This is a genomic window from Halorientalis regularis (assembly GCF_023698535.1).
Classification (GTDB): domain Archaea; phylum Halobacteriota; class Halobacteria; order Halobacteriales; family Haloarculaceae; genus Halorientalis; species Halorientalis regularis.
Genome location: NZ_JALJCL010000002.1, coordinates 339982 through 366706, shown reverse-complemented (window position 1 = coordinate 366706; position 26725 = coordinate 339982). Strand labels below are relative to the sequence as shown.

Genomic DNA, 26725 nt, shown 5'->3' with positions numbered 1-26725 from the left:
TCGCCACCGCCGTTGCTGGAGCGGCTGATCGAGGACGCTCAGAAGATTCACCAGCAACGACCGATCTTACAGGAGACGCTCGCTACCGCTACACAACCGAGGTGTGAGTCTTAGCTAAAGACGAATGCGTTCAGGGCCTTTCAGCCTGTCACCCTGCCCGATTCTCGACAGGATTCACGGAAAATCGAAGATTTTCCTGAAGTCGAAAACGCTTCGCGTTTTCGGAATTCACCATTGGCTTCGGAAGAAGCCGCGCTGGACGTGGGCGCAAACAATCTCGTCGCCTGTACCACCACGACTGGCCAACAGTACCTCTACGAAGGCCGGGACCTGTTCGCCCGGTTCCGCGAGACGACCGAGGAAATCGCCCGCTTGCAGTCCAAACTCCGCGAGGGACGATACAGCAGTCACCGGATACGGCGGCTGTATCGCAAACGGACGCGACGGCGCGACCACGCACAGGACGCGCTGGTTCGGGATCTGATGGAACGACTCTACGCCGAGGGGGTCGCAACGGTGTACGTGGGCGACCTTACTGACGTACTCTCGACGCACTGGTGCGCCGAGGTGAACGAGAAAACCCACCAGTTTTGGGCGTTTCGGGCGTTCATCGAGCGACTGTCACACACCGCCGAGGAATACGGCATCACGGTCGAAGTGCGCTCAGAAGCCAACACAACCCGGACCTGCCCTGTGTGTGGCGAGCAGGATGATACAGATCGGGACGGCGACGTGTTCCGGTGTCTATGCGGTCACGAAGCCCACGCCGACCTGTGTGCGTCTCGCACGTTCCTCGAACAGCAGGCTGGCAAAGAAGTCGGGTCGATGGCACGGCCCGTGCGCCTCAAGTGGGACGACCACTGTTGGTCGGAGATGCCACACTCTCCCGAGAGGGCAAGTCCCAACGAGGAGCGCACAACCCGGAGTACCGGCAACGGGAAACTTGCCTCCGTGGGTGCGGCGTAGCTAGCATCCCCACCGGAGGAATCCCACGGCTTCAGCCGTGGGAGGATGTCAATGGCCGGAAGTCGAGCACGAACGCGCCCGCACCGCGAGCGTCAGTAGACGCCCTCTGCGACACTCACGAGTCCGTTCCCGACTTCGACCAGCGCGGTCTCGGACGGCGCGCTCCCGACCAGACAGTCGGCGCTGGCGCTGTCGGCACCGTCGATCCGAACGTCGACACGGTAGACCGCACGCGGGAGTCGCGTCCGGATGCTCGTGACCGCCTGTGGGGTGAGGGTGCAGGTCCGCTGGAACGCGATTTCGTCGTCGGCGTTGTGAAACTCGACGGTGACTTCGTGAGTCGTCTCGCTGTCGTAGTTCCGAAGGACGAGGGTCTCGTCGGAAACGAGCAACCGTTCGTCGCCAACCGGTTCGGCTGCTTCGGATCGGCGTTGGAGGGGGGATTCGGGCGGCATACTCAGCAAAAGGGGGTCAGACCACTAAAAATGGACCTCGGTGTTTCTGACTCTGAAAACCATCCTGTCCCGTCAGGTGGGCAGTGAGACGCGGTGATCGAACTGACAGCGGGCTCTCGCTGTCGGAAGGTCGTGTCGACGGCCGGCACCGAGAACCGCGCGCCCGTTCGCTAGCTCGACTCGACGACCAGCGTCACCCGTCGCTCGCCGCGCTCGGTCGCCACCGTCACGTCCAGTGCGACCGCGAGGACGTGTGTCTCGCCGACCCGTTCCTGCGCCACGACGCCATCTTCGGCCACGCAGTCGCCGAAATCGCGGTTCGGACCGTCCGGACAGCGGTCGGTCGCCCAGTCTTCGGCAGCCGACTGGTTGTAGGTCGTTCCGTAGGCCGTCCCGGATTCGATGCGGGCGGTCGCGAGCGTCGACAGATGTGGGTCGAGTCGATTGTGGACCACGCTGATAGTCTCCTCGCGCTCGCTCCACGGTCGACCGGTCGCGTTCGTCCCGGCCTCGTGGACGGCTCGCTCCAGCAGTCGCTCGGCGTTCGCGATGGGGGCGTCGTACTCCGTGCTGGCCGCCACGTCGGCGTGGTAGCCGAGCTGAAGATAGGCGAGGACGACCGGCGCGAGCGCGACCACGAGGACTGCGGCCGCGGCGAGGACGAGTTGGCCGCGCTCGCCGTCCCGTCGTCTCGTCGGCTCGGCCCCAGTCACGCGTACCACACCCAGATCGTCACGCCGCCGTTGACCGTCGTGACGGTCGCCCGCCCCACTGGAGCGCCGGCGGGTTTCTCGAACCCGACCGCACCGTGTGGCGTCTCGACGCGGTACATGAGGTTGTCCGGGAGGATGCGCTCGACCCGGCGGTCCAGCGCCGCTCGCTCCCGCTCGAAACTCGACGGCGACGCGACGACCTCGGCGAGCCGGGTCGTCCCCTGGTGGCGCGGCGCTTCACCTCGCAGGACCGTCGCGGCGTCCTCGGCGTACACGTCGAGTTGCGGTTCCCGCGTGTCGGGTTGTGGGACACCGAGCGCGAACCCCATCGCCACTGTCAGCAGGAAGACGACGCCGACACCTGCCTCGATCAGCGACAGCGAGAGCTGACCGCGATCACCCCGCATCTACGGTCACCTCCAAGATCGCCTTCGTCTCCCGGGCCGGGAAGTACGCCACGCGCACGTCGCCGGTCGAGAGCGTCCGATTGGCCGAGAACGCCAACTGGGTGGTCTCGAACCGTGACAGATCGGCGGCGAGCGTCCCGCGGAGTCCCGACGCGTTGTGGCGGACGACTCGGCCGTTCGCACGGACGGTGTGAATGGCGGTCCGCGGTGGCGGATCGAGCGTCAGGCGAACGCGGTCGGTCCGGCGCGGGATCGTCGTCGTGTTCCCGATGTCGAGGGTGGGCTCGTAGCTCCGAGTCTGGGTCGTCCGGACGAGGACGATCCGCCGAATCGTCGTGCCGCCGTCGGGCGTCCCGGTCTCGACGAGTGTGCGGTCGTCGAGCCGGACGCGGACGGCACGGTCGCCGACAACGGGATACTGTGCCCGGAGCTGAGCCAAGGTGACATTCCCGACCGCCGTCGCGTTCAGCACGTTCGCCCGTGTCGTCAGCGGCCCCGTGGGACCGACCAGCCGCTCCGACAGCGCGATTGCGACCCGCCGTTCGTCGGCGTCGCGTTCGGCACTGGCGAACGCACCGTCGGCCAGCGCCATGCCGAGCCCGGCGGTCGTCGTCAACACCAGCAGGGCGACGGCGAGCGCCGGGAGGTTCGTCTGGGCCCTCATGGCACCCCCGTTTCCAGTCGAACGACCAATCCCGCGTCCACGCGACGAACGCGGACGACTGTCGCCTCGCCGCTGCCCCAGCGTCCCTCGACCCGAACGACCGAGTCGGGAAGCGCGAGTCGCGCTCGTTGGTCGAGCCGGTCCCGCGGGTGGTCGAGGACGAGCGACCGGTTCTCGGCGCGGATCTCGTAGCCAGCGCCCCGGATCGTCGGTGGCAGGTCGACCCGCACCCGTATGTCTGCGGCTGTCGCGTTCGGTGGGACGGCCTGCTGGACTCGCTCGGCGGCCGTCGCCAGCGTCCGCTCGCTCAGCTGCTCGCCCGCGGCCGTCCGGGCGTCGGGGACGACACCGCCGTAGACAGTGACCGAGACGAGGCTAACGAACAGCGTCACCAGCCCGATGGCCAGTATCTTCTCGACGACGGTGCTGAAGGCTCTGTCGTCCCGTCGAAACGTTTCGATCATCCGCCGTTCACCTCCGCGTGCATGTCGTGGACGACGAGATATCCCGTCCGGCTCCCCGGAAAGCGTCCGACGACGCTCTCCGTTCCGTCACCGTCGAAGTCCCGGCGTGAGACCGTCGCGCCGCGCTCGCGGAACCAGCGTTCGAGCGGTCCCGGCGTGGCCGTCTCGATGGCGATTCCGAACGTGCCCGTTCCCAGTGCGGTCCGGTTGTGCCTGACGCGAGTGCGAACGGTAGCCGTGGTCTCCCCGGTGCCGCCGACGCCACCGGCGCTCGCGTTGAGCCGCGCGACGCTCGCGACGAACACGTCGCCACCGGCTGTGGCGGTGATCGGTGGCCCGTCGTGGAGCCACGCGCTCCCGCCGGACCGCCGGACGATGGCGTCGCCCACGTAGGAAACGCGGCGATCACGGGCCTCGAAGACGAGTCCGCCGACTTCGACGGTGGCGCGGACGCCCGAGGCGTCGAGGATTCTGATCTCACGGTCGACGGTCGAGAGGTGGCCGCTGGTGAACCGGACGGTGTCGCTGTGCTGGCCGGTCGTCTCGACGGGCTCGAGTGCGTCGTCGAGTGCGGTCGCCACCCGAGCGGCGTCGGCGCTGGCCGCGTTGTGCTGGACCAGCGCCCCGACGGCGGCCGTGAGCGCGGCCATCGAGATGACCGCGATGCCCAGCAGGAGGGCGACGCCGACGACGTTCGACTGAGCGCGGGTCATACCATCCCCGCCCCCGTGAAGACGACGTAGGCGACGCCGACCAGCGCCGCCGAGTGGAGCAGCGCCTCGTAGCGACCGCGCGAGGCGGTGCCGGCGAACCAGCCACACGCCAGCATCGTCGCCTGCGTGACGACGTAGAACCGCCAGCGGTCCCGCGCCGGGTCGATGGCGTCCGGACTGATCGCCAGCCCTGCACTCGATCCGGCAACCGAGGATAGCTGGGTGAACCCGTCGAGGACGTAGCCGTTGACTGCGACCATGATCGCCACGACCAGGAGGGCCGTCGTCCAGCCGACCGCGACGTACACCAGCAGTGAGGAGCGCAACTGCTTGCGGGCGTGGTAGAGTCGCCCGATCTCGGTCTGGAGCGTCTCGAACACGTCCTCGGAGTCGCTGCCGGCGTCGAGTGCGCCGGTCACGAGTCCGATGGTCTGTTCGGCCATCGGCGTCCCGACTTGCTCGACGAATCGAGCGAGCGCGGCCGCCTGTACGTCCGTCCTGTCCCCGTTCCGGTCGCCGCCGGTCGTCAGGTTCATCGTGAACGCCAGGTCGTCCACGTCGTTCTGGAGCGCGCCGAGGTCGACCTCGCGGGCGACTCGCTCGACCGCGTCGGGGAACGGCCGGCCGAGGCTGACGTGCCCCGACACGGCGTGAACGAAGTCCTTGATCTCCCGATCCTTCGCGTCGTCGATGCGCGCTCGCCGGACGGCGACGAGCCCGACCGGGAGCCCGAACGCAACGTATCCCAACAGAACTGCGTTCAGGGGGCGATAGCTCCAGGTCCACAGCAAGACGGTGATCGCCCCGGCCAGTGGGGTGGTCACGACGGCCGCGCTGGCGGGGTTCGTCGGCACGCTCTCCAGCAGGGCGAGGACGCCGTCGGGCAGGCCGTACCGGCTCGTGGAGTGTTCGGCCGGCCGGAGCGATTCCACGAGTAGCGCCGAGCCGGCACCGACCGCGAGGACGAACGCGCCGCTCCCGTAGACGAGGACCGTCCTGGTCGCCACCGGTCCGACGGGCGTCGCGACCGGTTCGGACAGCCCGGGCGCGAGGACGCTCATCACCGTCAGGATGAGGACGAACAGCGCGGGGAGGACCAGGAGGACGACGAACAGTTCGGAGAGGAGTTCGAGGAAGCCGCTGGTCCGCTCGCGGGCGCGTGCCTCCCGGTTCGAGAGCATCCGCCCCTCCAGCTGGAGGTAGTTCGCCAGCGCGTCCCCGCCCTGATTGGCGTGTTCCCGGAACTTCAGCAGGAAGGGCGCGAGCAGGTCCGTGGAGGGGGTGTCACGAGCGACCATCTCCAGGCCCTCGTCGACGCTGCCGGTCAACTCGGCCTTGTTCAGCGCTGTCCGGAAGGCGACCGCCGTCTCGCCGTAGGCGTCCTGGTCGGCGACGGTTCGCAACATCGTGCGCTGGTCGCTACTCCCCGTCGCGAGGACCCGCAGGTACCGGACCGCCCCCGGAAGAGTGCGCTCGATGCTCGACCGGCGTGCGCTGGCGACCCACCGGAGGTAGAGCCCGCCGGTCCAGACGGTGACTCGCTTGCCGACCAGCCCGGCCGCCAGTCCGATCCCGAGCGCGACGTACAGTCGGGGAATCGCGGGGAGGCCGATCCGGTTGACGACCGGGAGCCCCGACCCCAGGAAGCCGACGATACTGTCGATCAGCGCCGAAGGCAGGGCGGCGGTGACTGTCCCGGTCAGCACCGCGAGCGCGACCAGCACGACCCAGGAGACGCCGTAGACCCGCGCGAGGTACACGTCGAACCCGGTCGGGAGGTTCGCGGCCCGGTAGCGCTTCCGGTCGGGTTCGTGTCGCGCCCGGTCGGCATGGCGCGAAAAGAGTGCATACAGCCCACGGTCGAGGACGGAGAGCGATCGGGTCCCGGATGCGGGACTGGTCACCGTGTCCCGGTCAGTCGTCGCCATCGGCCCCTCCGAGTTCCATCTCGATGTCCGGTTCGTAGCCGTTGCCGTCGCGGTCAGCGACGGATCGGCTCGCTCGTTCCACCGTGGCCGCCTCGTCGGTCCACAGGTCGGCGAGGAACTCGAACAGGTCCTCGAAGTCGGTGACGCCCTCGCGTTCGAGGTACTCCACGTACCGGTGTTTCCGGTGGAACTCGTCCTCGACGGCGTCGACTGGTCTGTCGGTTCGCTCGGCGAGGCGGTCGAACACACGTGTCTCCATCGCCCGCTCGTCGTCGCCCAGCTGGGGGTGGTCGTAGGCCAGTCGGAACTCGCCGTCGTGGCCCCGCTCGACGACGGTGTTGTAGTAGATCGTCGTCCCGTCCTTGCGGATCGTGCCACAGGCGTCGGCCTCGCGGTCCAGCTCACGGAACGCCGACTCGTCCAGCAGTTCGACGACCCGGCCGACGTAGCGGTCGCCGTCGATATGGCGGGGGAAGACGACCAGATCGAGTTCCTTCAGCAGGTACGGCGGGAGTCCCTGCTCGACGATCCGGTTGACTAGCGTCCGCACGTCCTCGGCGTGGGTCGTCCCGATGATGCCGTGGCCGGTATTCAGGCTCTCGGCGAAGGTTTCGAAGGAAGCAGGCGTGTTGATCTCGGCGATCACCTCGATGTCGGGATTGAGGTAGTTAGCTTCGGTCATGAGGTCCGACATCGTGACGCGCTTGTACTCGCTCTCGTGGTCGCGGGTGGTGAGCGAGACGCCGGTCTCGTGGGGCAACTCCACCTCGCGGGACCCTTCGTCGATGCTGATCGGTCGATCGTCGTACCGGACGAAGGGCATGTGGGCGTTCATCAGCGTCGTCTTCCCGACACCGGTCGGGCCCGAGAAGAGGACGACGCCGCGGTGTTCGTACAGCAACCACAGCAGGGCGACCAGTTCCGTCGAGACGCTGTTGCGCTGGAGGAGGTCCACGGGTGTCATCACGTCGGGGGCCTGCTTGCGGATCGAGATGTGGGGGCCGTCCTCGCTGATCGTCGGGAGCGCCACCGCACACCGGATCGTCTCCTCGACGCCCTCGGGCTGGAGGTTCACCTTCGCACTGGGCGTGCTGGCGTTCAATTCCGTCCCGTCGGCCGCGGCCAGTTGCGTGACGACGTTGACGAACGTCTTCTCGTCCTCGAAGGTCAGGTTGGTCGGGATGCGCTCGTTGTGCCCCACGTCCGCACGCGGGACGACCTTGACGCGCTCGCCCACTCTGTTGGCCTCGATGTCCTCGAGCGTCGGATCGCGGATCGGGATGGTGAGTTTGCCGTGGCCGACGTAATCGCGCAGGACGTAGTAGACGAGATCCGACAGCCGGTCGTCGGCGAACCGGCGGTCGACCGGCGGAACGGCCAGGTCGTACTCGGCCAGGGCCGTTCGGACCCGGTAGGAGAGGGCGTCGAACCACGCGCGGGTGTTCCGGGCGGTCAGCTGTCGGGAGAGCAGCTCCCGGGCGCGTTCGGCGACGAACGCGGCGGCGTCCTCGACGAGCCCGTCGGTACTGGTCTCCCAGATGCGCTCCTTGCAGTCCTCGATGAGTTGTTCGTCGCCCGGCAGGAGGTCGGGTTCCTGCACCGCGTACTTGGTGGTGAACGGATCGTTGCCCAGCACGTTCTCTCGGTAGACGACGACGGGGATCTCGAACCCGTGGAAGGTGACGGTGTGGCGTTCGAGCCGGTCGCTGGCGAACCGTTCGAGGTGGTCGGGATCGGCTGGGAGTTCCGTGATGGCGGGCGCGTAGTCCTCGGTGTGGACGACCAGCCGATCCTCCGCTGCGTCGGCCACGTCGATGCGCTCGTCCAGCGCGTAGGGTGTCAGTTCTTCCAGACAGCGCAACTCGGCGAGCGTGTGGTAGTCCAGGCGACGGCGACCGGCGGGCGTGCAGTCGGTCAGCCGGCCGATCACGCGGCGGGACTTCGGCGCGAAGCCCCGTTGCATCGACTCGATGGCCCCCTCGCGGGTGAGCGGCCGGGCGAAGCCGGCGTCCGCGAAGTGGTCGCGCACGCGGCCGAAGTCGCTCCGTTCGGCGGGTGTCATACTCGGCTCCCGGACCTCGTAGCCGAACCCGTCCGGGCGCTCGCGGATCGTCGCGACCACCCCGGGATGCACCTCCCGCTGGTCGCACACGTCGGGCGCGTACCAGGCGTCTGGATCGTCCGGCGGGACCGGCGCTGGCACCTGCTCCCCAACCCGTTGGCTCATATGCCGGCTTGGTCGCGTTTTCTGACTTAAAATTACGGACGGCCGGTGTCCGGATTGGCCCTCTCTCGTACCGACTGGCTCTGCGAGTGACCCGGGGACCCCTCCAGAACTGGGGTCCGTCGAAGCGTCCTGTGTACCCACTCTCTGATGACTCCTCGTGGATCGAAAGAGAACGATCCGAACCGATCCCCGCGGCGTATCGCTCCCCGACCGTACGCTGGAGTGCCTCCACGGTCATCTCGGCTACCCTTTCGTCGCGATCGTCGAGCACAGTGACGATCCGATCGGGCAGAGGGACAAGGAGATCCGGGTAGTCGTCTGCGCTGTCGTACACGCGTATTTCCCGGTCGGACACCGGCCGCCTTCTCCGTGACGGTCCGGTCGAGGACGATTCGGTCTACGCGCACCCGGCCTGTGTCGGTCGGTGACGCCGGTGTCGGCGGGTCACCGACCGCGGCGGCGAATCCGAGCCGCGAGGACGGCGACGAACAGCGCGACCAGCGCCGCGAGTCGGCCGAACCCAGGCCCGTCGGCCGTGGTCGTGGTCGGCGCCGCGGTCGGCGTCCCGCCGTCCTCCGCGGCCGGCTCCGCCGCCGTAATCGGCGTCGCACCACTGGTCTCCGTCGTCGGCTCCGTCGTGGATTCGGTCGCCGTCGTCGTGGTGGTCTCCGTCCGGGTTCCCTCGGTCGTCCGCTCCGGCGTGGCCGTCACGGTCCGTTCTCCGTCGTCCGCCACTCCAGCGTCACCGCCGCCGGTCACACCACCGGCGTTGCCGCCGCCACCGGACCCCGTGCCGCCGTCGGACCCACCGTCCGAGCCAGTCCCGGAGTCGCTGGACCCATCGTCCGAGCCGCTCCCGGAGTCGTCGGACCCACTGCCGGCGTCCACGTCCGCGGCGACGGTCAGCGACGCCGACACCGCCGCCGGTGACTCGTACCGCGTTCCGCCGTCGTCGCTGATGCTCTCGGTGTCGACGACGACGGTCCCGTTGCCGGTCGCCTCGCCGCGGAGGGTCGCTTCGAGGATGGCCGGCCCGTCGCCGTGGCCGGCCGCGACCAGCGCCGGTCCGCCGTCGCGGTCGGCCAGTTGTTCGCTGTACTCGCTGTCGACGGCCGCCAGCTCGGTGACGGTCAGCGGTCCGTCCGCCCGAACCGTCACGTTGAACGCGCCGACCGGGTCGTTCGGGACGGTGACGGCTACCGTCGCCGTCCCGTCCGCTGGGACCGTGACGCCGTCTTCGATCTCGATCTCCGGTTCCGTCGCCGCGGTCTGTGCCCCCACGCCGGCGGTCCCACCGGTGGCCGCACCGGCGAACGCCACACCGGCGACCGCGCCGGGCGCGCCCGTGGGACCCGGTTCAGACGGGCCGACGACGGACGGCTGCGGGCCGCCTCCGTCGGCACCGTCGCCGTCGTCGGTCTCGGCGAGTATCGTCTGGACGTCGTGGACGTCGACCCGACCGTCACCGTTGGCGTCGAACCGCGGGCGCTGCGTCCGTAACGATTCGTCGGTCCTGCGCTCGAAGAACGCCCGGAGGTCGTCGTCCGTGACGACGCCGTCCCCGTCGAAGTCCTCGTACACGCCGTCACAGTCGGCGTCGGTCGGCAATCGGCCGTCGACCAGCGGGGGTGCCTCGCCGTCCCGCGGCCGGACCCGCACCCGGGCGACGGTCCCGCGCTCGGTGGGTGCCACGGACCGCGCGGTTCCGTTGCGGCTGTCGTTCAGTGCGACCGAGACCGACTGCCCGGTCGACAGGTTCGGCGCGGTCACGAACGCGCGTCGGAACCCGGTCGGTCGCTCCGCGGTCGCCGGCGGCACGCAGACCTGGCGCGTCCGGACGTCGTCACCGTAGGCGACTTCCAACTCTGTCCGCGTGCCGTTCAGGCCGCCGTTCGTGATCGGTACGCTGACGAACGTCGTGTTCCCCAGCGACACCGCCTCGACACCGGGTTCCGGGATCGTCGGACCGGCCCGAGCCAGGGGCAGCCTCTCGCGGGCCGCGAGTCGCTGCTCTGCAGGCTCTGTCGCCCGCACGAGCACCTGGCCCGGCTCGCTACGGTTGAGTACGTCACGCGAGACCTCGAAGCCCACGCTCCCCGTCTCACCCGGCGCCAGCGACCCAGCGACGCTCCGTTCGAGTCCCAGGTCGCCGTTCACCAGTTCGACCGACGCGTTCGTCACGAGCGTCTCGCCCGCGTTCGTGACCGTGGCGTTCATCACCAGCCCGTCGGTCGTCGGCGTCTGTCGCGCGTTCTCGACCGACAGCCGGGGCCGCTGTGCGACCGCCGTCGCCTCGTTGTTCGCTTCCGAGAGTTCCGCCAACTCGCCCTCGGCGTCGGCTCTGAGCGTGACGACGCCGGTTTCGGGCACGGTCGTCGTGACGGACACCGTGGACCGGCTCCCGGCGTCGATCGGATCGACGGTGACCGCGTCGATCACGGTTCCGTTCCCGTCCGCCGCCGCCAGCTCACTCCGCCCACCGGTGCCGGCGTCACCCGTGTTTGCGACGGTCACGTCCAGGCTCACGCGGTCGCCGACGGTCGCGTTGCGGACGGTCGCACGGTCGTCCTCGGGCAGTGAGACGGTCAGGTCCGGACGGTAGTCGTGGTCGACGTAGAACAGGTCGTCGACCGCACCCGGTTGTCCGAACGCGACCGCCGCCGCCACCGAGACGAACGACCGGTCGTCGGTCGTCACGGCGTGGTCGTAGATCGTCCTGTCGGTGTCGACGGCCTGTTCGACTGTCCGGGGTGGCGACCAGCTCCCGTTGCGGAACAGCTGGTAGTAGGTGGTCCGGGCGTTCGGCAGGAACGCCTCGTCCGCGGCCGGGCTCGACCCCTGGTACTGGAGCAACCGCCGGTCGCCCACCGTCGCGAGCCGCAGCTCCCGGACGGTTGTCCCGTTGCCGACCGGGACGGTTCGAACGCCGTCCCCGTCCGCCAGCGTGACCGCCCCCGATCCGGAGGTACCGTCCGCAGTCCAGGCGACGGCGTCGGCGGCGACGTCGAACGTCGTCAGATTGTCGACGGCCTCCTCACGCAGCGTCGTCACGCCGGTGTCGTCCACTTCCGAGACGACGAGGGTGCTCGCGCCGTCGCTCGGGCTTTCGTGGCCGATTCTGACCGCACCGGTGTCGGTCGGCGCTGCTCGCGGCCCGTGGCCGTTACCCAGGGTCCCGTTCTCGACCGGCGTGCCGGCAGCGTCGAGACGGGCGTACTCGACGGTCTCGTCGTCGAGCGTCGTGTAGTCGAAGTCGCCGTCACGTTCGTACGCGACCACGAACCCGGTCCCGGACGCGATGGCCGCTGCGACGGGCGACCCCTGATACCGGCTGTCGTTGGTCAGCACGCGCGGCTCCGACCAGCCGGTGTCGTCGTTGACCGCGTACGCGATCTCGGAGGCGTTGCGCGTGTCCTGGAAGGTCAGCTCGCCCGCCGGGATCGAGTCGAGTTGGTCGCTCTCCATCCGCGCCCAGGCCACGACTGTCGTGCCGCCGGCGCGTGCCACCGTCGGGTCGACGTTGTACGCGGCGTCGTCGGTCAGCCGGACCCGGTCGCCGAAGCTCCCGTCGGCGTACTCCCGGACGTAGATCTCTCGCCGTTCGGGCTGGGGCCGGTCGCGGGCCTGTCCGCTCCAGGCGACCGTGTAATCGCCGTCACTGCCGGCGATGGCCGGGTCGGTGTCGTTGAGTCCGTTGTCGGTCAGTCGACCGTCGGCTGGGTCGTACGACGCCCGCCGACCGGTCTGTCCCAGCGTCGGTGCTCGGTCCAGCGACAGCGGCACCGCCGGCGTGCCGGCGGCCATGGGGAGCACCGTGGACGGGCCGGCACGGGCGGCGAACGGCGGCCCAGGTCGGTCGACGTCCTGTGACCCGGCGGCGAACAGGGTCTTCCCCGCGGTGAACTCCCCACTGAAGCCCGGCGCACTGACACGCGCGCCGACGGCACCGTCGAGGCTGCCACCGAAGTCGATACTGGTGATCGAGACGTCGTCGAACCGGTTGGGGTCGTTGTCGATCGTCGCCTCGCCGTTGCCCTCGATCTCGCCGTCGACCGAGACGAACACCTCCTGGCCGGCGACGGACTGTGCCGCCTCGACGCCGCCGGTGACGTTCGCGTAGCCGAGCCCCTCGTCGACGGTCAGTCGGCCGCCCCTGATGCCCGACAGCGTCAGCTCGAACCCGTACCCGGGTCCGATGTAGGCGGACGCGCTGACGTTTTGCCCCCCGACGGCCGGGAACCGGCCCGGCAACCCGATCTGGAGGTCCCGCGTCAACAGCGTCCGGGCGATGACGTAGAAGCGGGCGTTGCCGTTCAGCCGCCACTCCGGCACGCCGTACTCGGCGGCCGCGCCGATGCGGAACGACTGGTTGACGTTGGTGACCGCGCTGAGCGGAACACCGACCGACAGCGACCCGTCGCCGTAGCGGGCGGCGAAGGCCTCGCGCTGGTAGGTGTCGACGCCGTACCGGATCGCGCCGCTGAGACCGATCTGCTTCCCGCCGACGACCGGGTAGCTCTTCGGCGGTTCGACCACCGCGTTCAGTCCGCCGTCCGGAATCACGATGGCTTCACCGACGGTCCCGCCGTCGGAACCGACGGTCGAGCCACCGTTGCGGTAGATTCGCTCGGCCCACAGTGGCGGGTCCGTCGTGTAGAGGTCGACCGTCTCGACGGTCCGGCCCTCGTCGTCGACGGCGACGACGCGCAATTCCGCGTCCGGGCCGAACCCGTCGTCGTTCGGAACGTCGGAGACGTCGAACTCGGCGCTCCAGCCGTCACTCGGGTTCGTATCGGTGACGTTCCCGCCGTCGACCCACTGGGGTGCGAACGTCACCCTAGTCACCTGGTCCGGCGCGAGGAACTGCGCGCCGAACCCCTCGCGGATGGTCGTCTCGCCGTCCGGTTCCAGGTCGTCGCCGGGGTCGCTGATGTAGACGCCGTCACTGCCGTCGACGCCGGTGAGGATGGGCGGCAGTTGCTCGGGCGACCCCACGCGGTACGGTTTCGTCCTGAACGTCGTCTGCGGCTGGTTGGGGTACTGGACGGTGACGCTGGCACCTGCACGGCCCGCTTCGGCGAACGCCTGCGTCACGCGCGTGCCGGTAAACGTGACCTTCTCGATGTCGTCCGGCACCCCGATTCCGCCCGGTCTCCCCCTGGCACGGTCCAACGAGGGGTACAGGAACTCCCACTCGACGTCCGGCGTCTCGCTGCCACGGCCGAAGAAGTACGACCGAACCGCCTGTCCGACCCGGAACCGGACCGGCTGGGTCACCGGGAACGCCGGGTCACGATCCGCGCGGACCCGTGGCGTCGGTCGCGCGGAACTGGGTAACAGGAACAAGTCCACGTCCCGACGCAGGGTATCGGCCTCGAGCGTCGGCGTAATCCGCTCGCTCACGAGAACCCGGAGCGTCGCCGCGTCGCTGGTCGTCGGGAGCGAGACCGTCCGGCCGGGGTCGACGGTCTCGTTCCCGTCGAGGGACGTGACGGCCGACAGCCGCGTCAGTCCGTCCACGTCGGTGAGATTCGTCCCGTCGACGATCACCTCCCCGGCGATCAGCGGCCGACTGGCGTTGTTGGTGAGTTCGAGTGTTCCCTGTTGGCGATCGTAACTCACCTCGAAGTCGGTGTTGCTGGACGGTCCAAGCTCGATCTCCGGCAGCCGGAACTCGAAGGTCTTGGTCTCAAGCGGCTCGAAGGTGACGTTCTCCCGGAGTCGGACCGTCGAGACGACCTCGTTTCGCCCGACCGGCGCCTCCTCGGTCGGGATACTGAACACCACGTCCTCCGTCTGGTTGACGACGCCGCGGTTCGTCACGTTGACGACCACCGTTCGGCCCTCCTCGTTGCGGAGGAACTGACGGAACTGGCGGTCCGTGACCTCCAGACCGCGGAGCGCGGTGTCGTTTCGCTCGACGTCGTCGAGCGCGCGGAGGCGGGGGAACTCATCTGGACCTGGCACGTACCAGGTGTCGTCGAAGTCGAATCCAGTCATGTTCCCGCGGGCGGCGTCGCCGGTCATCGCCGCAGTCGTGAGGGCCGTGCCGTTGGCCGAGCCGTCCTGTCCGGTCGCTTCGGTGTCCCAGTAGGAGTTCCGCACCGTACGCTCGCCGGTGAACCGGTCCCGCTCGCCGGTGAGCCCGCCGACGTTGCTGTCGCCGGTCACTTCGCCGGTCGCATACGTCCGGTCGAGGACGCCGCCGAACGCGCCGACGAGACCACCGACGCTGCTGGTCCCCGAGACGTTCCCCGTCGCGTACGAGTCGACGACTTCGCTCTGGACGCTCTGGAACCCGACGAGGCCGCCGACTTCGGGCCCGGACGCGGCGACGTCTACGGCCGCCGAGGAGTTCCGGACGGTCACTTCCTCGTTGAATCCGATCAGGCCGCCGGCGACACCTCCGCCGGCCGAGATACGCCCCCTCGCCTGTGAGCGGCGCACGTCCGTGCTCAGGGCGATTCCGATCAACCCGCCCACCGTATTGTCCGTGTCGATCTCGACCGCAGTCGTCGAGTCGGTGATCGTCGTCCCGGAGAAGGCCGTTCCGGCGATGCCACCGGCGTTGCCGACGACGGAGCGAATCTCACCCGCGACCGACACGTTTCGGATCGTCGCGTTCTGCAGGGAACCGGTGTACCCCGCGAGGCCGCCGACGTTCGCCGCACCGCCGACGTCGACGTTCTCGAGTGCGAGGTCGGTCACCCTCCCCGAGAGGTTGTAGAACAGCCCCCTGTTGTTCTCCGCTTGTCCGACCCCGGTCTGGTTGACGACGAGTCCCGAGATCACACGGCCGTTCCCGTCGAACGACCCGGTGAATCCCGCCGTGCCGTTTCCGATCGGCTCGAAGCCCAGCCCGTCGTTGGCGTCGGGACCGGCCACCTCGTCGTATCCGGCCGTACTCGGGGTGAGGTCGTTCGCCAGAACGTAGTCGCCGCTCAGGTTCTGCCGGATCGCGTCGAGGTCGTTCCAGTCTTCGATCCGGCTACTCGGGCCGCCGTCGGCCAGCGCCCGGAGTTCGGGGTACTCGCCGGGCCCGCCCGCGGCCCACGTGTTCTCGAAGTCCAGGCCGCTCATGTTCTCGCGGGCGGCCTGGCCGGTCATTTCGGTGGTGGAAAGGGGCGTTGCGTCGTCACCGGACGTACCCTGCCCGGTCGTCTCCGTGTCCCAGTACGAGTCCTCGACCGGGTCGGTCGGTCCGAACGAGTTGTTGTACCCGACCAGTCCACCGACGTTCGTCGTGCCGGAGACGGGCCCGACGGCGAACGTGTCGGTAACCCGTCTCCTGTTTTCTCCGACGAGTCCGCCGACACGGTCAGCGCCGTCAACGGCGCCGGCTGCCACCGCTGCCTGCACTATCCCCCCGTTGTCCCCGACGAGTCCGCCGACCCACGTGTCGCCGCTGACGGTACCGTTCGCCGAAACGTTCGTTACTGAACCCTCGAACGATGAGAAGCCGACGAGTCCGCCGACCCACGTGTCGCCGCTGACGGTGCCACCCGCCGAGGCTCCTCTCACCGTCCCTTCGTTGAAGCCGACGAGTCCGCCCGCGTTCGTGAGGTCCTGGTCACCGACGGTGACGGTCGCCGACGCCTCCCGTACCGTCCCTGTGGGCTCGTTGAGTCCAACGAGGCCGCCTGCAACGTCCCTGCCGCCGACAGTGCCACGCGCAGAGACGTTTCTCACCGTGCCTCCGTTCGTCCCGACGAGCGTGCCCACGGCGTCACGGGCGGTGACCTCGGCGTCGACGAGCGAGACGTTCCTCACCGTGCCGTTGTTCCATCCGAACAAACCGGCGTGGGAGTCGTTCGGTCTGTCGATGCTGAGCCCCGAGACGGTGTGTCCGTCTCCATCGAAGGTCCCGTTGAACTGTTCACTCTCGACACCGATCGGCTCGAAGCCCGACCCGTTGTTGGCCTCGGGACCGGCGACGTCCTCGTAACCGGGCGTACTCGGGGTGAGGTCGTTCGCCAGGACGTAGTCGTCGCTCAGGTTCTGTCGGATCGCGTCGAGGTCGTTCCAGTCCTCGATCCGGCTACTCGGGCCGGAACCGACATCAGCGCCGACCTGAACTCGGAGGTCCGGGAACTCGTCTTGCCCACCGGTTTCCCAGGTGTTCTGGAAATCGAGACGGTCCATGGCGTCGACGGCGGAGTCACCCTGCAGCTCCGATCCCGCCAGACCGGTCGCGTTCCGGTCGTCGATCGCGGTCGCGGAGGTGTCGTAGTACACCCCGGAGACGGTGCCGTCGGTGAAGCCGACGGCCGCCGCAACGTCGCGCTCGAGGCCCGATTCGACGGCAGCGGAGACCCACGAGCGGTTTACGGTCGCGATGTTGCGACCGACGATTCCACCCGTTCCCCCGGTATCGGACGGGCCCGTGTGGTTCACGGTCCCCGTATTATACGCCGTCGTCACGGCCTCGCCTTCGATGAGGGCGTTGCCGTTGACCCCGACGATTCCGCCGACGGTGAAATCGCCGGTCACCGTCCCGGCGTTGGAACTCAGACGGACGAGACCGTTGTTGCTCCCGACGACACCGCCTGCTTGTCTGGCTCGGACCGACGCCGTATTGTTCGACTGTCGGACCACTCCCTCGTCATTGTTGACGCCGACGACGCCACCGCCGTATCTCCCTTCGATGGTCCCGGACACTGTCGTCCGGTTGACCAGACCGCTGTTCGACCCCGCGACGCCGCCGACATAAAAACTGGCATTCAGGACACCCGACACTTGGACGTTCGCCACGGTTCCGCTGTTCCTCCCGACGACAGCCCCGACTCCGTTGTCACCGTTCAGATCCACATCGGACAGCGCGAGGTCGGTGACGGACCCGCGACTGTTTCCGATCAACCCCACTGGAGTCGTGTCGGGTCTGTCGGCGAATAGACCGACGATTTCGTGTCCGTTGCCGTCCAGTGTCCCGCTGAACCTCGCGCTGTCGTTACCGATCGGCTCGAAGCCCGATCCGCTGTTGGCGTTCGGACCGGCGACGTCTTCGTAGCCCGGCGTCGTCTCGTCGAGGTCGTTCACCAAGACATAGTCGCCGTCCAGGTCGTTCCGGATCGCGTCGAGGTCGTTCCAGTCCTCGATCTCGACGGGGTTCGCCTGCTGGGCGACCACACTCGAACGCCCTTCGGCCACCGGCCCGCCGCCTGCGGCCCGACTCGCCGTGGTATCACTACCACCGACAGTTCGGGTACCGTCGTCGGCCTGTGCAGCAACGGCTCCGAGCGGGCCGACCGCTCCCGCAATCGGCCAGACCACGAGCGCCGCGGTCACCACGAGCACCAGCACGGCTCGGCCGCTCCTGCGCCGTGGTGACCTGCTTCGGTCAGATCCCCTCATCTTGACCCCTGCAATCCCGCGTTCCGGACTCTCCGACCCCACGCCGGCGGTTTCCCTCACTGTACACCCTGACCGTGTCGGCCAGAACGGGACACCCAGTCCCCGTCCCACCCATTTGCTCGCTTCCGTCACCCCACATGCCTGCGATTAGTTTGCTGAGCGGGAGTTTGGGTCGTCCGTATTGAACCCTCGGCGAGTGTGTGCGGCAAGTACACAGCCGACGGACCTCGGAGCGGTGGCACTGCTCGGACCGACGGATCGCCCTCACTCGGGTGGGGCCCGAGCGGTCGGCCCCGGGCTCGCACCTGCCGTGCGGTCGTCGTCGGGAATCTCCACTCCCGACGTCTGCGAACGAATCCGAAACCGTGCCTTCGAGCCACCGACCACCACACGGGGACTCCTGCAGGACACGGGAGCGGGTGCGACACCCGATCCGCCCGAACCCCGTGTGGTTCAGTTCGAGCAGTTGCGAGCAGTGTGGCGCCCTCGGCACCCGGTAGTCGGTCCGACGTGCGGGACAAACGGAGAGTCGAGTGGACTCGTACCGGGGAGCGAACCCGAGTGACGATAGGGAGGGCCCTACTGCAGGCCGAGGTCCGCGGCGACCCGCTCGAGCGCCTCCAGCCCCGTGACCTCGCCGGGCTGGTCGGCGACGCGCCAGACGTCGAGGTCCGGGAGCTGTGCGCGGAGGTCCTCGATGGCGTCCTCCTGGACGGCCTTGTTGGCCTGACAGCGTTCGCAATCGCCGGGGTCCTCGATGACCTTGTTGACGACGAGTTCGCCGACGGGCACATCGAACCCGCGGAGCTTGGCGACGAGGCGGACGGACTCCTCGACGGCCATCGTCTCTGGGAGGGTGACCACGCGGAACGTCGTCAGGTCGGGGTCACGCAGGACGGACTCGACGCGGTTCATGCGGTCGCGCATCTCGGTGATGGCGCTGGGGTCGTCGGTGTGGCGGCTCGCCAGCACGCCCAGCATCAGTGTCTTCTGGACGTTGACCTTCCGCTGGACCTGGTCGTGGACCTCCGCGGCCGTCGATAGCGTGTCGGCCATGATGCCGGGCAAATCGAGCAACCGGAGTGTGTGGCCGGTCGGTGCGGTATCGAAGACGACGTAGTCGTAGTCGTCGGTGTCGACGTATCTCGCCAGTCCGTCGAGTGCGGCGAGTTCGTCGCTACCGGGGACGATACCGGAACTGAACAGGTCGGCCGCGTTGCCGATACCCTCCTCCTTGCTCTCGAAGTCGACGCCGGCCTCCTCGAGGACGTCCTCCATCGTCTCGAACAGCTCCTGATAGCGCTCCAGTCCCTCGTCGGGGTCGACCTCGACGCCGAACAACCCCTCGCGGATCTCGGTCGGGTCGTCCCCGACCTCGGTCCCGACGGAGTCCGACAGCGAGTGTGCCGGGTCCGTCGAGACGACGAGGGTCTCGTGGCCAGCGCGTGCGAGCGCCAGCCCGGACGCCGCCGCGACGGTCGTCTTCCCCACACCACCCTTCCCGCCGTAGAGGACGAACTCTGTCACACCCGACACTCGGGGCTCGGCGAACTTAATTCCGCCAGAGGCGGTAACGGACGGAACCTGTCGCTCTCCGTCGGTGGTGACCGGACATCGAAGAGGTTGCTCCTGTGACTCGAGCGAACGTCGCTCAGTCTCTCACTGGAAGCCGATATTCGCAGGATCGTTCTGTCGGTCGAGTGTAACTTCGAGAACGCCGTTGTTGAAACTCGTCTCTGCCGATTGATCGTCGACGTACGACGGCAGGTCGACGCGTTTGACGACTGGACGCGGGTCACGCGCGACACGGATCGCCAGGATCCGGCCGTCGCACTGGGTATCGATTTCGTCCTGGCTGGCGTCCGGAATGTCCGCGACGACACGGATTTCGTCGTCGTACTCGTGGACATCGACAGGTTCCGTCTCGTCGCCAGCCATTCCGGACAGCATCTCGTTGATCTTGCCGAAGGAGTCGCCGAACGGATCATCGTCGTCGTCCGGATTCCGTCTCATCGCTATATTTAGGGCAGTAACGCTGATAAGACTTCGGTGCGAGGGGGACGGAGACAGGTTGAATCCGCTCCGGACCAACGACCAACCGATGGGACAGCGGACACTGGACGGCGACGACCTCTCCGACCTCCGTGCCGAGTACGACCGACTGGTCCACGAGCGACTGCCAGCGGCGGCACGGGACGGGGAAGAGTGGCCGATCCACGCCGATCACTGCTTCGCACGGATCGTCCTCGACGACCTCTTCGAGGACGAGTGGTACGACCATGTCGACGGCCGACCGGCGTACGAGCACCTCTCCGCGGCGGAACTCCGGGGAGCTATCGATACCGCCCACCGGCTCCTCGACGAGGGTCCGTCGCTCGCGACGGAACTGAACCGAAACTCGCTCCGATGGCGCGACGAACTGTGATCCGGACGACCCGTCGAGTTCGGACCCGGGTGAGTGCCGACGCCCGCACCGGCCCATCGGCTGCCACCGCGTACGTGCCCGCCACACACTGTGGCCGGCGAGCCACTGATCGAGGGGTCGCGGGCGCTGTCGGCGTTCGTCGTCAGTACCCACGTCGAGTTCCGGGCCTTGGTCGCCGGCGCTCGGGCAGTCGCTACACTGTCGACCCACCGGCCGGTCAGCGCCGTCCACATCCGCGGTGACGCTGCGGCGGTCATCGACACCGTCGACCCGACCCGGCCGACCGCTCCGGGGGACGCGATCCGCCGCCGGCGTGTCGCTAGCGTCCGCGACGCGCTCGCCGACACGGGGCGGGGACGCTTCCGTCGTCACTCCGACCTCGGTCGTCAGTTACTCGGCTGCGGGCGACGCCGTTTTTCTGCGCTCACGCGCGTTCGCGGTGAACAGCGCATACGTCGTGTCGGTCGGACGCTGTACGCCGTCTGCCGAGACTGACCGCGTCAAGAGCGGTCACTGGAACGAACTGATCACATCGTTGAGATTCGGCACGAGCGAGTGCGTGATGTCGGTCGTCGTGACGATACCGATGGGCTGGCCGTCCTCGACCACGGGGAGTTTCTTAATGCCGTTGGCCCGCATCCGCTCGCAGGCGATTTCTATCGATTCCTCCGGTCCGACCGTCAGAACCGTCTCCGTCATCAACTGGCCGACAGTCTCTCCATCGACGGTTCGTTCCGCCGCGATTGCCTTCACCAGGTCGGATTTGGTGACGATTCCCTCGATACCGTCGCTTTCGACGACGAGCGATCCGATCTCGTTTCGTAACAGCGTTCTCGCGGCCTCCGACGCCGACAGCTTATAATCGACCGTCCGGACGGGGGCGCTCATTACCTCTGACACTGGTTGATCGAGTATGCTTCGGTCCATGGGCAGGGCACAGGCGGAACCGAACGCCTGTATATCACGAATGTTAGTGAGGAAAACGTGAATAAATAACTAACGCTGGCCCACAGCGGACGAGCCAGCGGTAGCCCACCGACAGCCACACGCAGACCGAAGTGTCCTGCCTCCGCGGAAGAAAACGCACGACCCAGACCGTTGGTGGCCGACCGAAAACCGACAGATGACTCTGCTCGGGGATGGACCCGGAGCAACGACCGGACGGCCCCGAACCTATCGCGACCGAGTTCGATGGCACGCTCGACCGGAACGCAGTTCCGGTCCAGACGTCGACGCTCGTGTTCCTGGGTGTGGAGACGTAGGTGAATCTGGTCGACACAGAACATCCGCAGTACGCGACCGTCCGCACTCTCGAGACGACGATGTGGTCGCTCCACGGTCGAGGCGATGGCGAGCGGAATCGACCGGGCCGACGTCACTCCAGCTGGTGGTAGTCGAGTTCGTGGCCCTCTTCGAGAGCGGTCTGGACGGCGTCGCTCGGCTCGTCGACGGGCTCGGTATGCGTGGTCAGCCCGCCGAGGTCCGCGCGCTCGAAGCAGATGTTGCGCTGCCAACTCTCGTCGGTCTCGGGGTAGTCGGTGCGGTAGTGGGCACCCCTGGACTCGGTGCGTTCGAGTGCGCCCCGCAGGACGGCCTCGGCGGCGGTCAGCATGAATCCCACGTCGAGCGCGAGCTCGAAGGACCGGCTCGTGACCGACCCGACGGCCATGTCCGCGGCCATCTCGCGCACGTCGTCGAGTGCGTCGAGCCCGGCCCGGAGCGATTCCTCGTCCCGGAGCAGACCGGCGTGTTCCCAGGTGAACTCCTGCACCGCCTCGAAGACGGTCTCGACGGCGTACCCGCCGTCGCTGTTGGCCGTCGCCGCGAGGTCCTGGAAGTGGGGCTCGATGAGGCTCTCGACGAGGCTGTCGGGCACCTCGCCAGGGCCGTCGACCCGTGGCGCGATCCGTTCGCCGGCCACGACGCCGTAGGCGACCGTCTCGGCCAGCGAGTTGCCACCGAGGCGGTTAGCCCCGTGGACGCCCGCCATGGTTTCGCCGATGGCGAACAGGCCGTCGACGTCGGTCTCGCCGTACTCGTCCACGGAGACGCCACCCATCCCGTAGTGTGAGGTCGGCGCGACCTCGACCGGTTCCTCGGCCATATCGACGCCGAGGTCCTGGAACCGCTCGTACATCCGGGGGAGTCGCTCCTCGATGAAGTCGGCGTCGCGGTGGCTGATGTCGAGGTAGACGCCGCCGTTCTCGGTGCCACGGCCCTCGGAGACTTCCTGTGCGATTGCCCGCGCGACCACGTCACGCGCGTCCAGTTCCATCTGGTCGGGCGAGTACCGCTCCATGAACCGCTCGCCCTCGCTGTTGTAGAGCCGTCCACCTTCGCCCCGGACGGCCTCGGTGACGAGGCGGCCGCTCCAGGGTTCCCACTCGGGGTCGTCCTCGTCGACGGCCATGCCGGTCGGGTGGAACTGGACGAACTCCATGTCCATCAGTGACGCCCCGGCGTCGACGGCCAGGGCCGGCCCGTCGCCGTTGTTCTCGTCGTCGCGAGAGGTGTGACGGCCGTAGATCGCCGCGTAGCCGCCGGCCGCGAGGACGACGGTCCCGGTATTGAACAGGACGAACTCGCCCGTGTCCATGTCGTACCCGATGGCCCCGTGGAGCTGCTCGCCGTCCGAGACCAGCTTCGTGATCATCACGTTCTCGCGGTAGGGAATCGACCGGTCCTGGGCCTGCTCGACGAGCGTTTCGAGCAGTGACTCGCCGGTGTGGTCACCGGCGAAGGCGGTTCGGCGGAACGACTGGGCGCCGAAAAAGCGCTGGTCGATCTCGCCGTCGTCGGTCCGGGAGTAGTCCATCCCCCACTCGTCGAGTTCCCGGAGGCGCTCGGGCATCTGCTTGGCCACCGTCTCGACCTTCTCGGGGTCGTTGACGAAGTGCCCCTCGTTGAGGGTGTCCGCGGCGTGGATCGTCCAGTCGTCTTCCGGATCGTGGGTTCCGAGCGCGCCGTTGATCCCGCCACGCGCCCAGGTCGTGTGGGCGTCGCCGTGATTGCGCTTGCCGAGCACGAGGACGTCCTCGACGCCACGGTCGTCGAGCTCGATCGCCGCCCGGGCCCCGGCCGCGCCAGCACCGACGACGAGGACCGACACGTCGACTTCCTCGTACGCCGGCACCGGCTCATCGTCGGTTCTCGTATCGGGTCTGCTCACAACATACGTAGGGGCCGAAGCCATTTGAACCCTTCGTGCGCGTGTGCCCGCGCGCACGCAAGCCGATCACGACGCGCCGTCGGCTTCGCCGGTGATCCCGGCCACGACGACGTACAACCCGAACGTCGAGACGAAGGTCCCGGCCAGCTGGACCCCCGCGGTCGGCAGGAATCCGGTGTCCGCGTACAGCAGGGGTGCGAGCATGAACCAGCCGCCGAAGATCGTCGTGAGGACGGCGGCTGGCAGACTGGGCCGTCCGGTCGCCCGGAGCAACTGAACACTCCGGACGGTGAACACTAGTCCGAGAAGTCCACTCGACGTGACGCTTCCAGTGAACGCCCGCGAGGCACCCGTCGCGAGCGGGACGACGGCCGCGGCCGCACACGCGAGGACACACACGACCGCCGAGGCCAGGAGGAACCGTGATGGCGCTGTCTCTGACACGGGAGAACAATGGGTCCCGTCGGATTAAATCTCCCGTCGGCACACGCCGGCCGAACCGCCGCTACTGACGGGGCCGGCCGCGACGGTTTTTGTCGCCCCGACCCGTACTCGTCGCCGTGAATCACGTGCCCGACGCGGCGCTCGACGCTATCGACGCGTTCGGGGAAGGCCTCCTCGTGGGCGATCCGCCGCCGATCACCGAGCGGTTGCGGAGCGACCTCCGGTTGGTCGTCCGCACGACCGGTGACGGGACTGCCCGCTGTCGGTTCGAGACGGAACACACCCAGACACCCCCGACGCTACGTGACCGTGGCTCGTTCGTGGTGACGATCGTCGACGGCACCGACAGCCGATTTCGAGCCTGGGGGATCGACCCGCCCGAAGCGTACCGGTACACCGAGACCGTCGACGGGAGCCACCACTACGAGGGACGGCTCCGCCTGCCCTGACTGCCGGCGGTGGTCCCCACCGAAGACCTTTGTTCGTCTCGCCCTTGTCGTGGGTATGTCCGACAGGGTGCATACCCCGCCGGGACCGCCGGTGGTGGGGAACGTGCCGAAATTGACCGACGATCCGCTTCGATTCTTCGTCGCGCTCCAGGAGGCCTACGGCGGCCGGTATCCGCTGGTGCGACTCGATCCGCCGGTGGGCCAGTCGTTCGTCGTCGTCCTCGACGCGGAACTGGTCCACGAGATACTCGGGGATCGGGACCGGTTCGCGCGACCGGCGCTCGGGCCACAGGAACGGCGCCGGCAGGGGTTGCTCTCCAGTGACGGGGTGCTCTGGGAGCAACAGCGATCCGTCCTCCAGCCGGAGTTCGTCGGCGGGAAACTCGCCGAGTACGCCGACATCACGGCCGACACGGTGTCGGAGACGATCGACGGCTGGCCCGCCGAGGGCCGGCTCGACCTCCACGAGGAACTCTCGACGCTGACGATGCGGGTGATCACGCGGTCGCTGTTCAGCCGCGACACCGACCCCGAGCAGGCCCGTGCCGTCCACGAGGCGCTGGGGCAGTTGAGCGACGAGGTCGAACCCAGTGCCACGGACGTATTGTTGCCGGACGCGCTCCAGTCCGGGCCGTCGGAGACCTTCGAGGAAGCCGACGCCGTCATCGAGGGCGTCGCGTCGGAGTTCGTCGAGTGGCACCGTGACCAGTCCGACCCGCCAGCGGACATGATCACCGCGCTCATGGACGCCCAGGCCGACCCGGACGTGGCCCTCTCGGAGAACGAACTCGTCGACGAGGCGGTCCTCTTTCTCACCGGCGGCCAGGAGACGACGGCACTCACGATCACCTACGCGTTCTACTGGCTCTCGAAACACCCGGCGATGCGCGACCGCGTCGCGGCCGAGGCGGCGGCGGTCCTGGACGGCGGGGAACCCACCTGGGCGGACCTCTCCGACCTGACCTACACCGAGCGAGTGGTCCGGGAGACGCTCCGGCTCACCCCGGCAGTGTGGAACGTGACGCGCGAGGTGCGCCAGCCGACGACCCTCGCCGGCACCGAACTGGACGCCGAGGACCTGCTGTTCATGTCGACGTACGCCCACCACCGTGACAGCCGCGTCTGGGCGGACCCGCTGGCGTTCCGTCCGGACCGCTGGGACGGCGAGGTCTCCCGGAGCGAGGACGCCTACTTCCCGTTCGGGAGCGGCCCGCGCATCTGTATCGGCCAGCAGATCGCGCTCACGGAGGCACAGTTCACGCTCGCGCACGTCCTCCAGCACTACGACGTGACCGTCGAGGCCGACGAACTGGCCCTGCAACCGAGCGTGACGCTCCGGCCGACCGAGCCCGTCCACGCGACCGTCACCGAGCGGTCGGCGCCGGTCTCGGAGTGAAGTGGTGGGCCGTCCTTTTCGGCGGGTAGACGCGGCTGGATTCAAGTCGATCCGAGCCCTGACGCGGGTATGGAGCTGGCACCCGACCTCGACGGACGGACGGCACTGGTGACCGGGAGCGCGACACGCGTGGGGCGTGAACTGCTGTTGACGCTGGCGGCCTGCGGTGCCGACGTGGCGGTTCACTACAACGAGAGCGCCGACGCTGCACGGACGACGGCGGCCGACGCCCGCGAGTACGGCGTCGACGCGACGACGGTCCAGGGCGACGTGACCGATCCCGACGACGTCGACGCCCTGTTCACGGCCGTCGAAGCGGACCTCGGGACGGTCGACGTCCTGGTCAACAACGTCGGCAACTTCGACGCCCGCCACTGGGAGGACATCGAGTGGGCGGCCTGGCGCGACGTGGTCGAGAGCACGTTCTACGGGACGGTCCTCTGTTCGCGGCGGGCACTCGACGGGATGCGCGATCAGGAGTGGGGCCGGATCGTCAACGTCGGCTTCGCCGACAGCGACCGGATGCACGCCCACCCGGTGAACTTCCCGTACTTCGTGGCCAAGACGGGCGTGTTGATGTTCACCCGGATGCTCGCCGCCGACACCACCGAGGACGGGATCACGGTCAACGCCGTCTCCCCGTTCGCGGTCGAGAACACGGTCTCTGACGTCTCCTCGTTCCCGCGGGGCCGGGCCGCGAGTTTCGAGGACGTGGCCGCGCCGCTGCTTTTCTTCGTGAGCGACGCTGCCGCCTACATCAGCGGCGAGAACGTCGCCGTCGACGGCGGTCGGCTCCCCGAACGCTGACGGGCTACACCCGGTTCAGCACGAACCGGCGCGGGGCTGGAACCGCGCGCCACAGTGCGGACAGGTCGCGTAGAAGTCGTCGTCGGCACACTCGAACCCCTCGCCGCAGGACTCACAGCGAAGCAGTGTCGCCATACCCGAGCCTCG

General features: G+C 68.3%; 20 protein-coding genes and 1 pseudogene. 7 read left to right on the top strand and 14 right to left on the bottom strand.

All coding sequences use genetic code 11. The annotated features are described in order from the left end of the window. Positions 1 to 123 precede the first annotated feature (123 nt). A pseudogene (locus MU521_RS04045) lies at positions 124 to 966 on the top strand (RNA-guided endonuclease TnpB family protein); the annotation flags it as partial. Positions 967 to 1058: 92 nt separating this feature from the next. Here MU521_RS04045 and MU521_RS04040 read toward each other — a convergent pair. The 11 genes from MU521_RS04040 to MU521_RS03990 all read right to left on the bottom strand — a co-directional run bounded on the left by MU521_RS04040 (position 1059) and on the right by MU521_RS03990 (position 19901). Then, entirely contained in the window at positions 1059 to 1421 is a 363-nt protein-coding gene (locus MU521_RS04040) for an Ig-like domain-containing protein (RefSeq protein WP_092690074.1), read from the bottom strand. A gap of 170 nt (positions 1422 to 1591) precedes the next feature. Then, complete coding sequence (locus MU521_RS04035; RefSeq protein WP_092690072.1) at positions 1592 to 2134, bottom strand: DUF7261 family protein; 543 nt, start codon at positions 2132 to 2134, stop codon at positions 1592 to 1594. Further along, the gene (locus tag MU521_RS04030; protein WP_092690069.1) at positions 2131 to 2541 is read right to left on the bottom strand and encodes a DUF7262 family protein; all 411 of its coding nucleotides are present in this window, start codon (positions 2539 to 2541) and stop codon (positions 2131 to 2133) included. Before MU521_RS04030 ends, MU521_RS04035 begins: the two co-directional genes overlap by 4 nt. Next, a complete protein-coding gene (locus tag MU521_RS04025) occupies positions 2531 to 3205 on the bottom strand; it encodes a DUF7263 family protein (protein WP_092690067.1) in 675 nt (224 codons plus the stop codon). Before MU521_RS04025 ends, MU521_RS04030 begins: the two co-directional genes overlap by 11 nt. After that, positions 3202 to 3669: a DUF7266 family protein gene (locus MU521_RS04020; protein ID WP_092690064.1), complete on the bottom strand. Its 468-nt coding sequence runs from the start codon at positions 3667 to 3669 to the stop codon at positions 3202 to 3204. Before MU521_RS04020 ends, MU521_RS04025 begins: the two co-directional genes overlap by 4 nt. Continuing rightward, positions 3666 to 4382 carry a DUF7289 family protein gene (locus tag MU521_RS04015; protein ID WP_092690062.1) on the bottom strand — a complete coding sequence of 239 codons (717 nt, stop codon included), beginning with the start codon at positions 4380 to 4382 and terminating at the stop codon, positions 3666 to 3668. The genes MU521_RS04020 and MU521_RS04015 overlap by 4 nt, the downstream gene beginning before the upstream one ends. Further along, positions 4379 to 6310 (bottom strand): type II secretion system F family protein, encoded by a 1932-nt coding sequence (locus tag MU521_RS04010; protein WP_092690060.1) that lies wholly within the window; start codon positions 6308 to 6310, stop codon positions 4379 to 4381. The genes MU521_RS04015 and MU521_RS04010 overlap by 4 nt, the downstream gene beginning before the upstream one ends. Then, positions 6297 to 8537 carry a type II/IV secretion system ATPase subunit gene (locus MU521_RS04005; protein ID WP_092690057.1) on the bottom strand — a complete coding sequence of 747 codons (2241 nt, stop codon included), beginning with the start codon at positions 8535 to 8537 and terminating at the stop codon, positions 6297 to 6299. Before MU521_RS04005 ends, MU521_RS04010 begins: the two co-directional genes overlap by 14 nt. A 444-nt stretch (positions 8538 to 8981) precedes the next feature. Further along, positions 8982 to 17837 (bottom strand): CARDB domain-containing protein, encoded by an 8856-nt coding sequence (locus MU521_RS04000; RefSeq protein ID WP_092690054.1) that lies wholly within the window; start codon positions 17835 to 17837, stop codon positions 8982 to 8984. A 630-nt stretch (positions 17838 to 18467) separates the two neighbouring features. Then, on the bottom strand, positions 18468 to 19415 hold the full coding sequence (locus tag MU521_RS03995; RefSeq protein WP_092690051.1) for an ArsA family ATPase: 948 nt from the start codon (positions 19413 to 19415) through the stop codon (positions 18468 to 18470). Positions 19416 to 19547: 132 nt separating this feature from the next. Next, positions 19548 to 19901 (bottom strand): Hsp20/alpha crystallin family protein, encoded by a 354-nt coding sequence (locus tag MU521_RS03990; RefSeq protein WP_175452809.1) that lies wholly within the window; start codon positions 19899 to 19901, stop codon positions 19548 to 19550. A gap of 88 nt (positions 19902 to 19989) precedes the next feature. Here MU521_RS03990 and MU521_RS03985 point away from each other — a divergent pair, with 88 nt between their 5' ends. Both MU521_RS03985 and MU521_RS03980 read left to right on the top strand, forming a co-directional pair. Next, on the top strand, positions 19990 to 20313 hold the full coding sequence (locus MU521_RS03985) for a hypothetical protein (RefSeq protein WP_092690096.1): 324 nt from the start codon (positions 19990 to 19992) through the stop codon (positions 20311 to 20313). Between the two features lie 90 nt (positions 20314 to 20403). Beyond that, positions 20404 to 20808: a hypothetical protein gene (locus MU521_RS03980; RefSeq protein ID WP_175452808.1), complete on the top strand. Its 405-nt coding sequence runs from the start codon at positions 20404 to 20406 to the stop codon at positions 20806 to 20808. Between the two features lie 15 nt (positions 20809 to 20823). Here the strand turns inward: MU521_RS03980 and MU521_RS03975 are convergent, their stop codons facing one another. Next, a complete protein-coding gene (locus MU521_RS03975; RefSeq protein WP_175452807.1) occupies positions 20824 to 21201 on the bottom strand; it encodes a CBS domain-containing protein in 378 nt (125 codons plus the stop codon). A 251-nt stretch (positions 21202 to 21452) separates the two neighbouring features. Between MU521_RS03975 and MU521_RS21400 the strand changes: the two genes are divergently transcribed. Then, positions 21453 to 21575, top strand: coding sequence for a hypothetical protein (locus MU521_RS21400; protein ID WP_281187027.1), 123 nt, complete (start codon positions 21453 to 21455; stop codon positions 21573 to 21575). A 113-nt stretch (positions 21576 to 21688) separates the two neighbouring features. Here the strand turns inward: MU521_RS21400 and MU521_RS03970 are convergent, their stop codons facing one another. Together MU521_RS03970 and MU521_RS03965 are read right to left on the bottom strand one after the other, a co-directional pair. Further along, positions 21689 to 23506 (bottom strand): L-aspartate oxidase, encoded by a 1818-nt coding sequence (locus MU521_RS03970; RefSeq protein ID WP_092690046.1) that lies wholly within the window; start codon positions 23504 to 23506, stop codon positions 21689 to 21691. 42 nt (positions 23507 to 23548) lie between these two features. Then, positions 23549 to 23926 carry a hypothetical protein gene (locus MU521_RS03965; RefSeq protein ID WP_245681152.1) on the bottom strand — a complete coding sequence of 126 codons (378 nt, stop codon included), beginning with the start codon at positions 23924 to 23926 and terminating at the stop codon, positions 23549 to 23551. A 116-nt stretch (positions 23927 to 24042) separates the two neighbouring features. Between MU521_RS03965 and MU521_RS03960 the strand changes: the two genes are divergently transcribed. From MU521_RS03960 to MU521_RS03950, 3 genes are all read left to right on the top strand, one after another. Next, positions 24043 to 24375, top strand: coding sequence for a hypothetical protein (locus tag MU521_RS03960; RefSeq protein WP_092690043.1), 333 nt, complete (start codon positions 24043 to 24045; stop codon positions 24373 to 24375). A gap of 55 nt (positions 24376 to 24430) precedes the next feature. Continuing rightward, positions 24431 to 25771, top strand: coding sequence for a cytochrome P450 (locus MU521_RS03955; RefSeq protein ID WP_092690041.1), 1341 nt, complete (start codon positions 24431 to 24433; stop codon positions 25769 to 25771). Between the two features lie 69 nt (positions 25772 to 25840). Next, positions 25841 to 26578, top strand: coding sequence for an SDR family NAD(P)-dependent oxidoreductase (locus MU521_RS03950; RefSeq protein WP_092690038.1), 738 nt, complete (start codon positions 25841 to 25843; stop codon positions 26576 to 26578). The last annotated feature ends 147 nt before the right edge of the window (positions 26579 to 26725 follow it).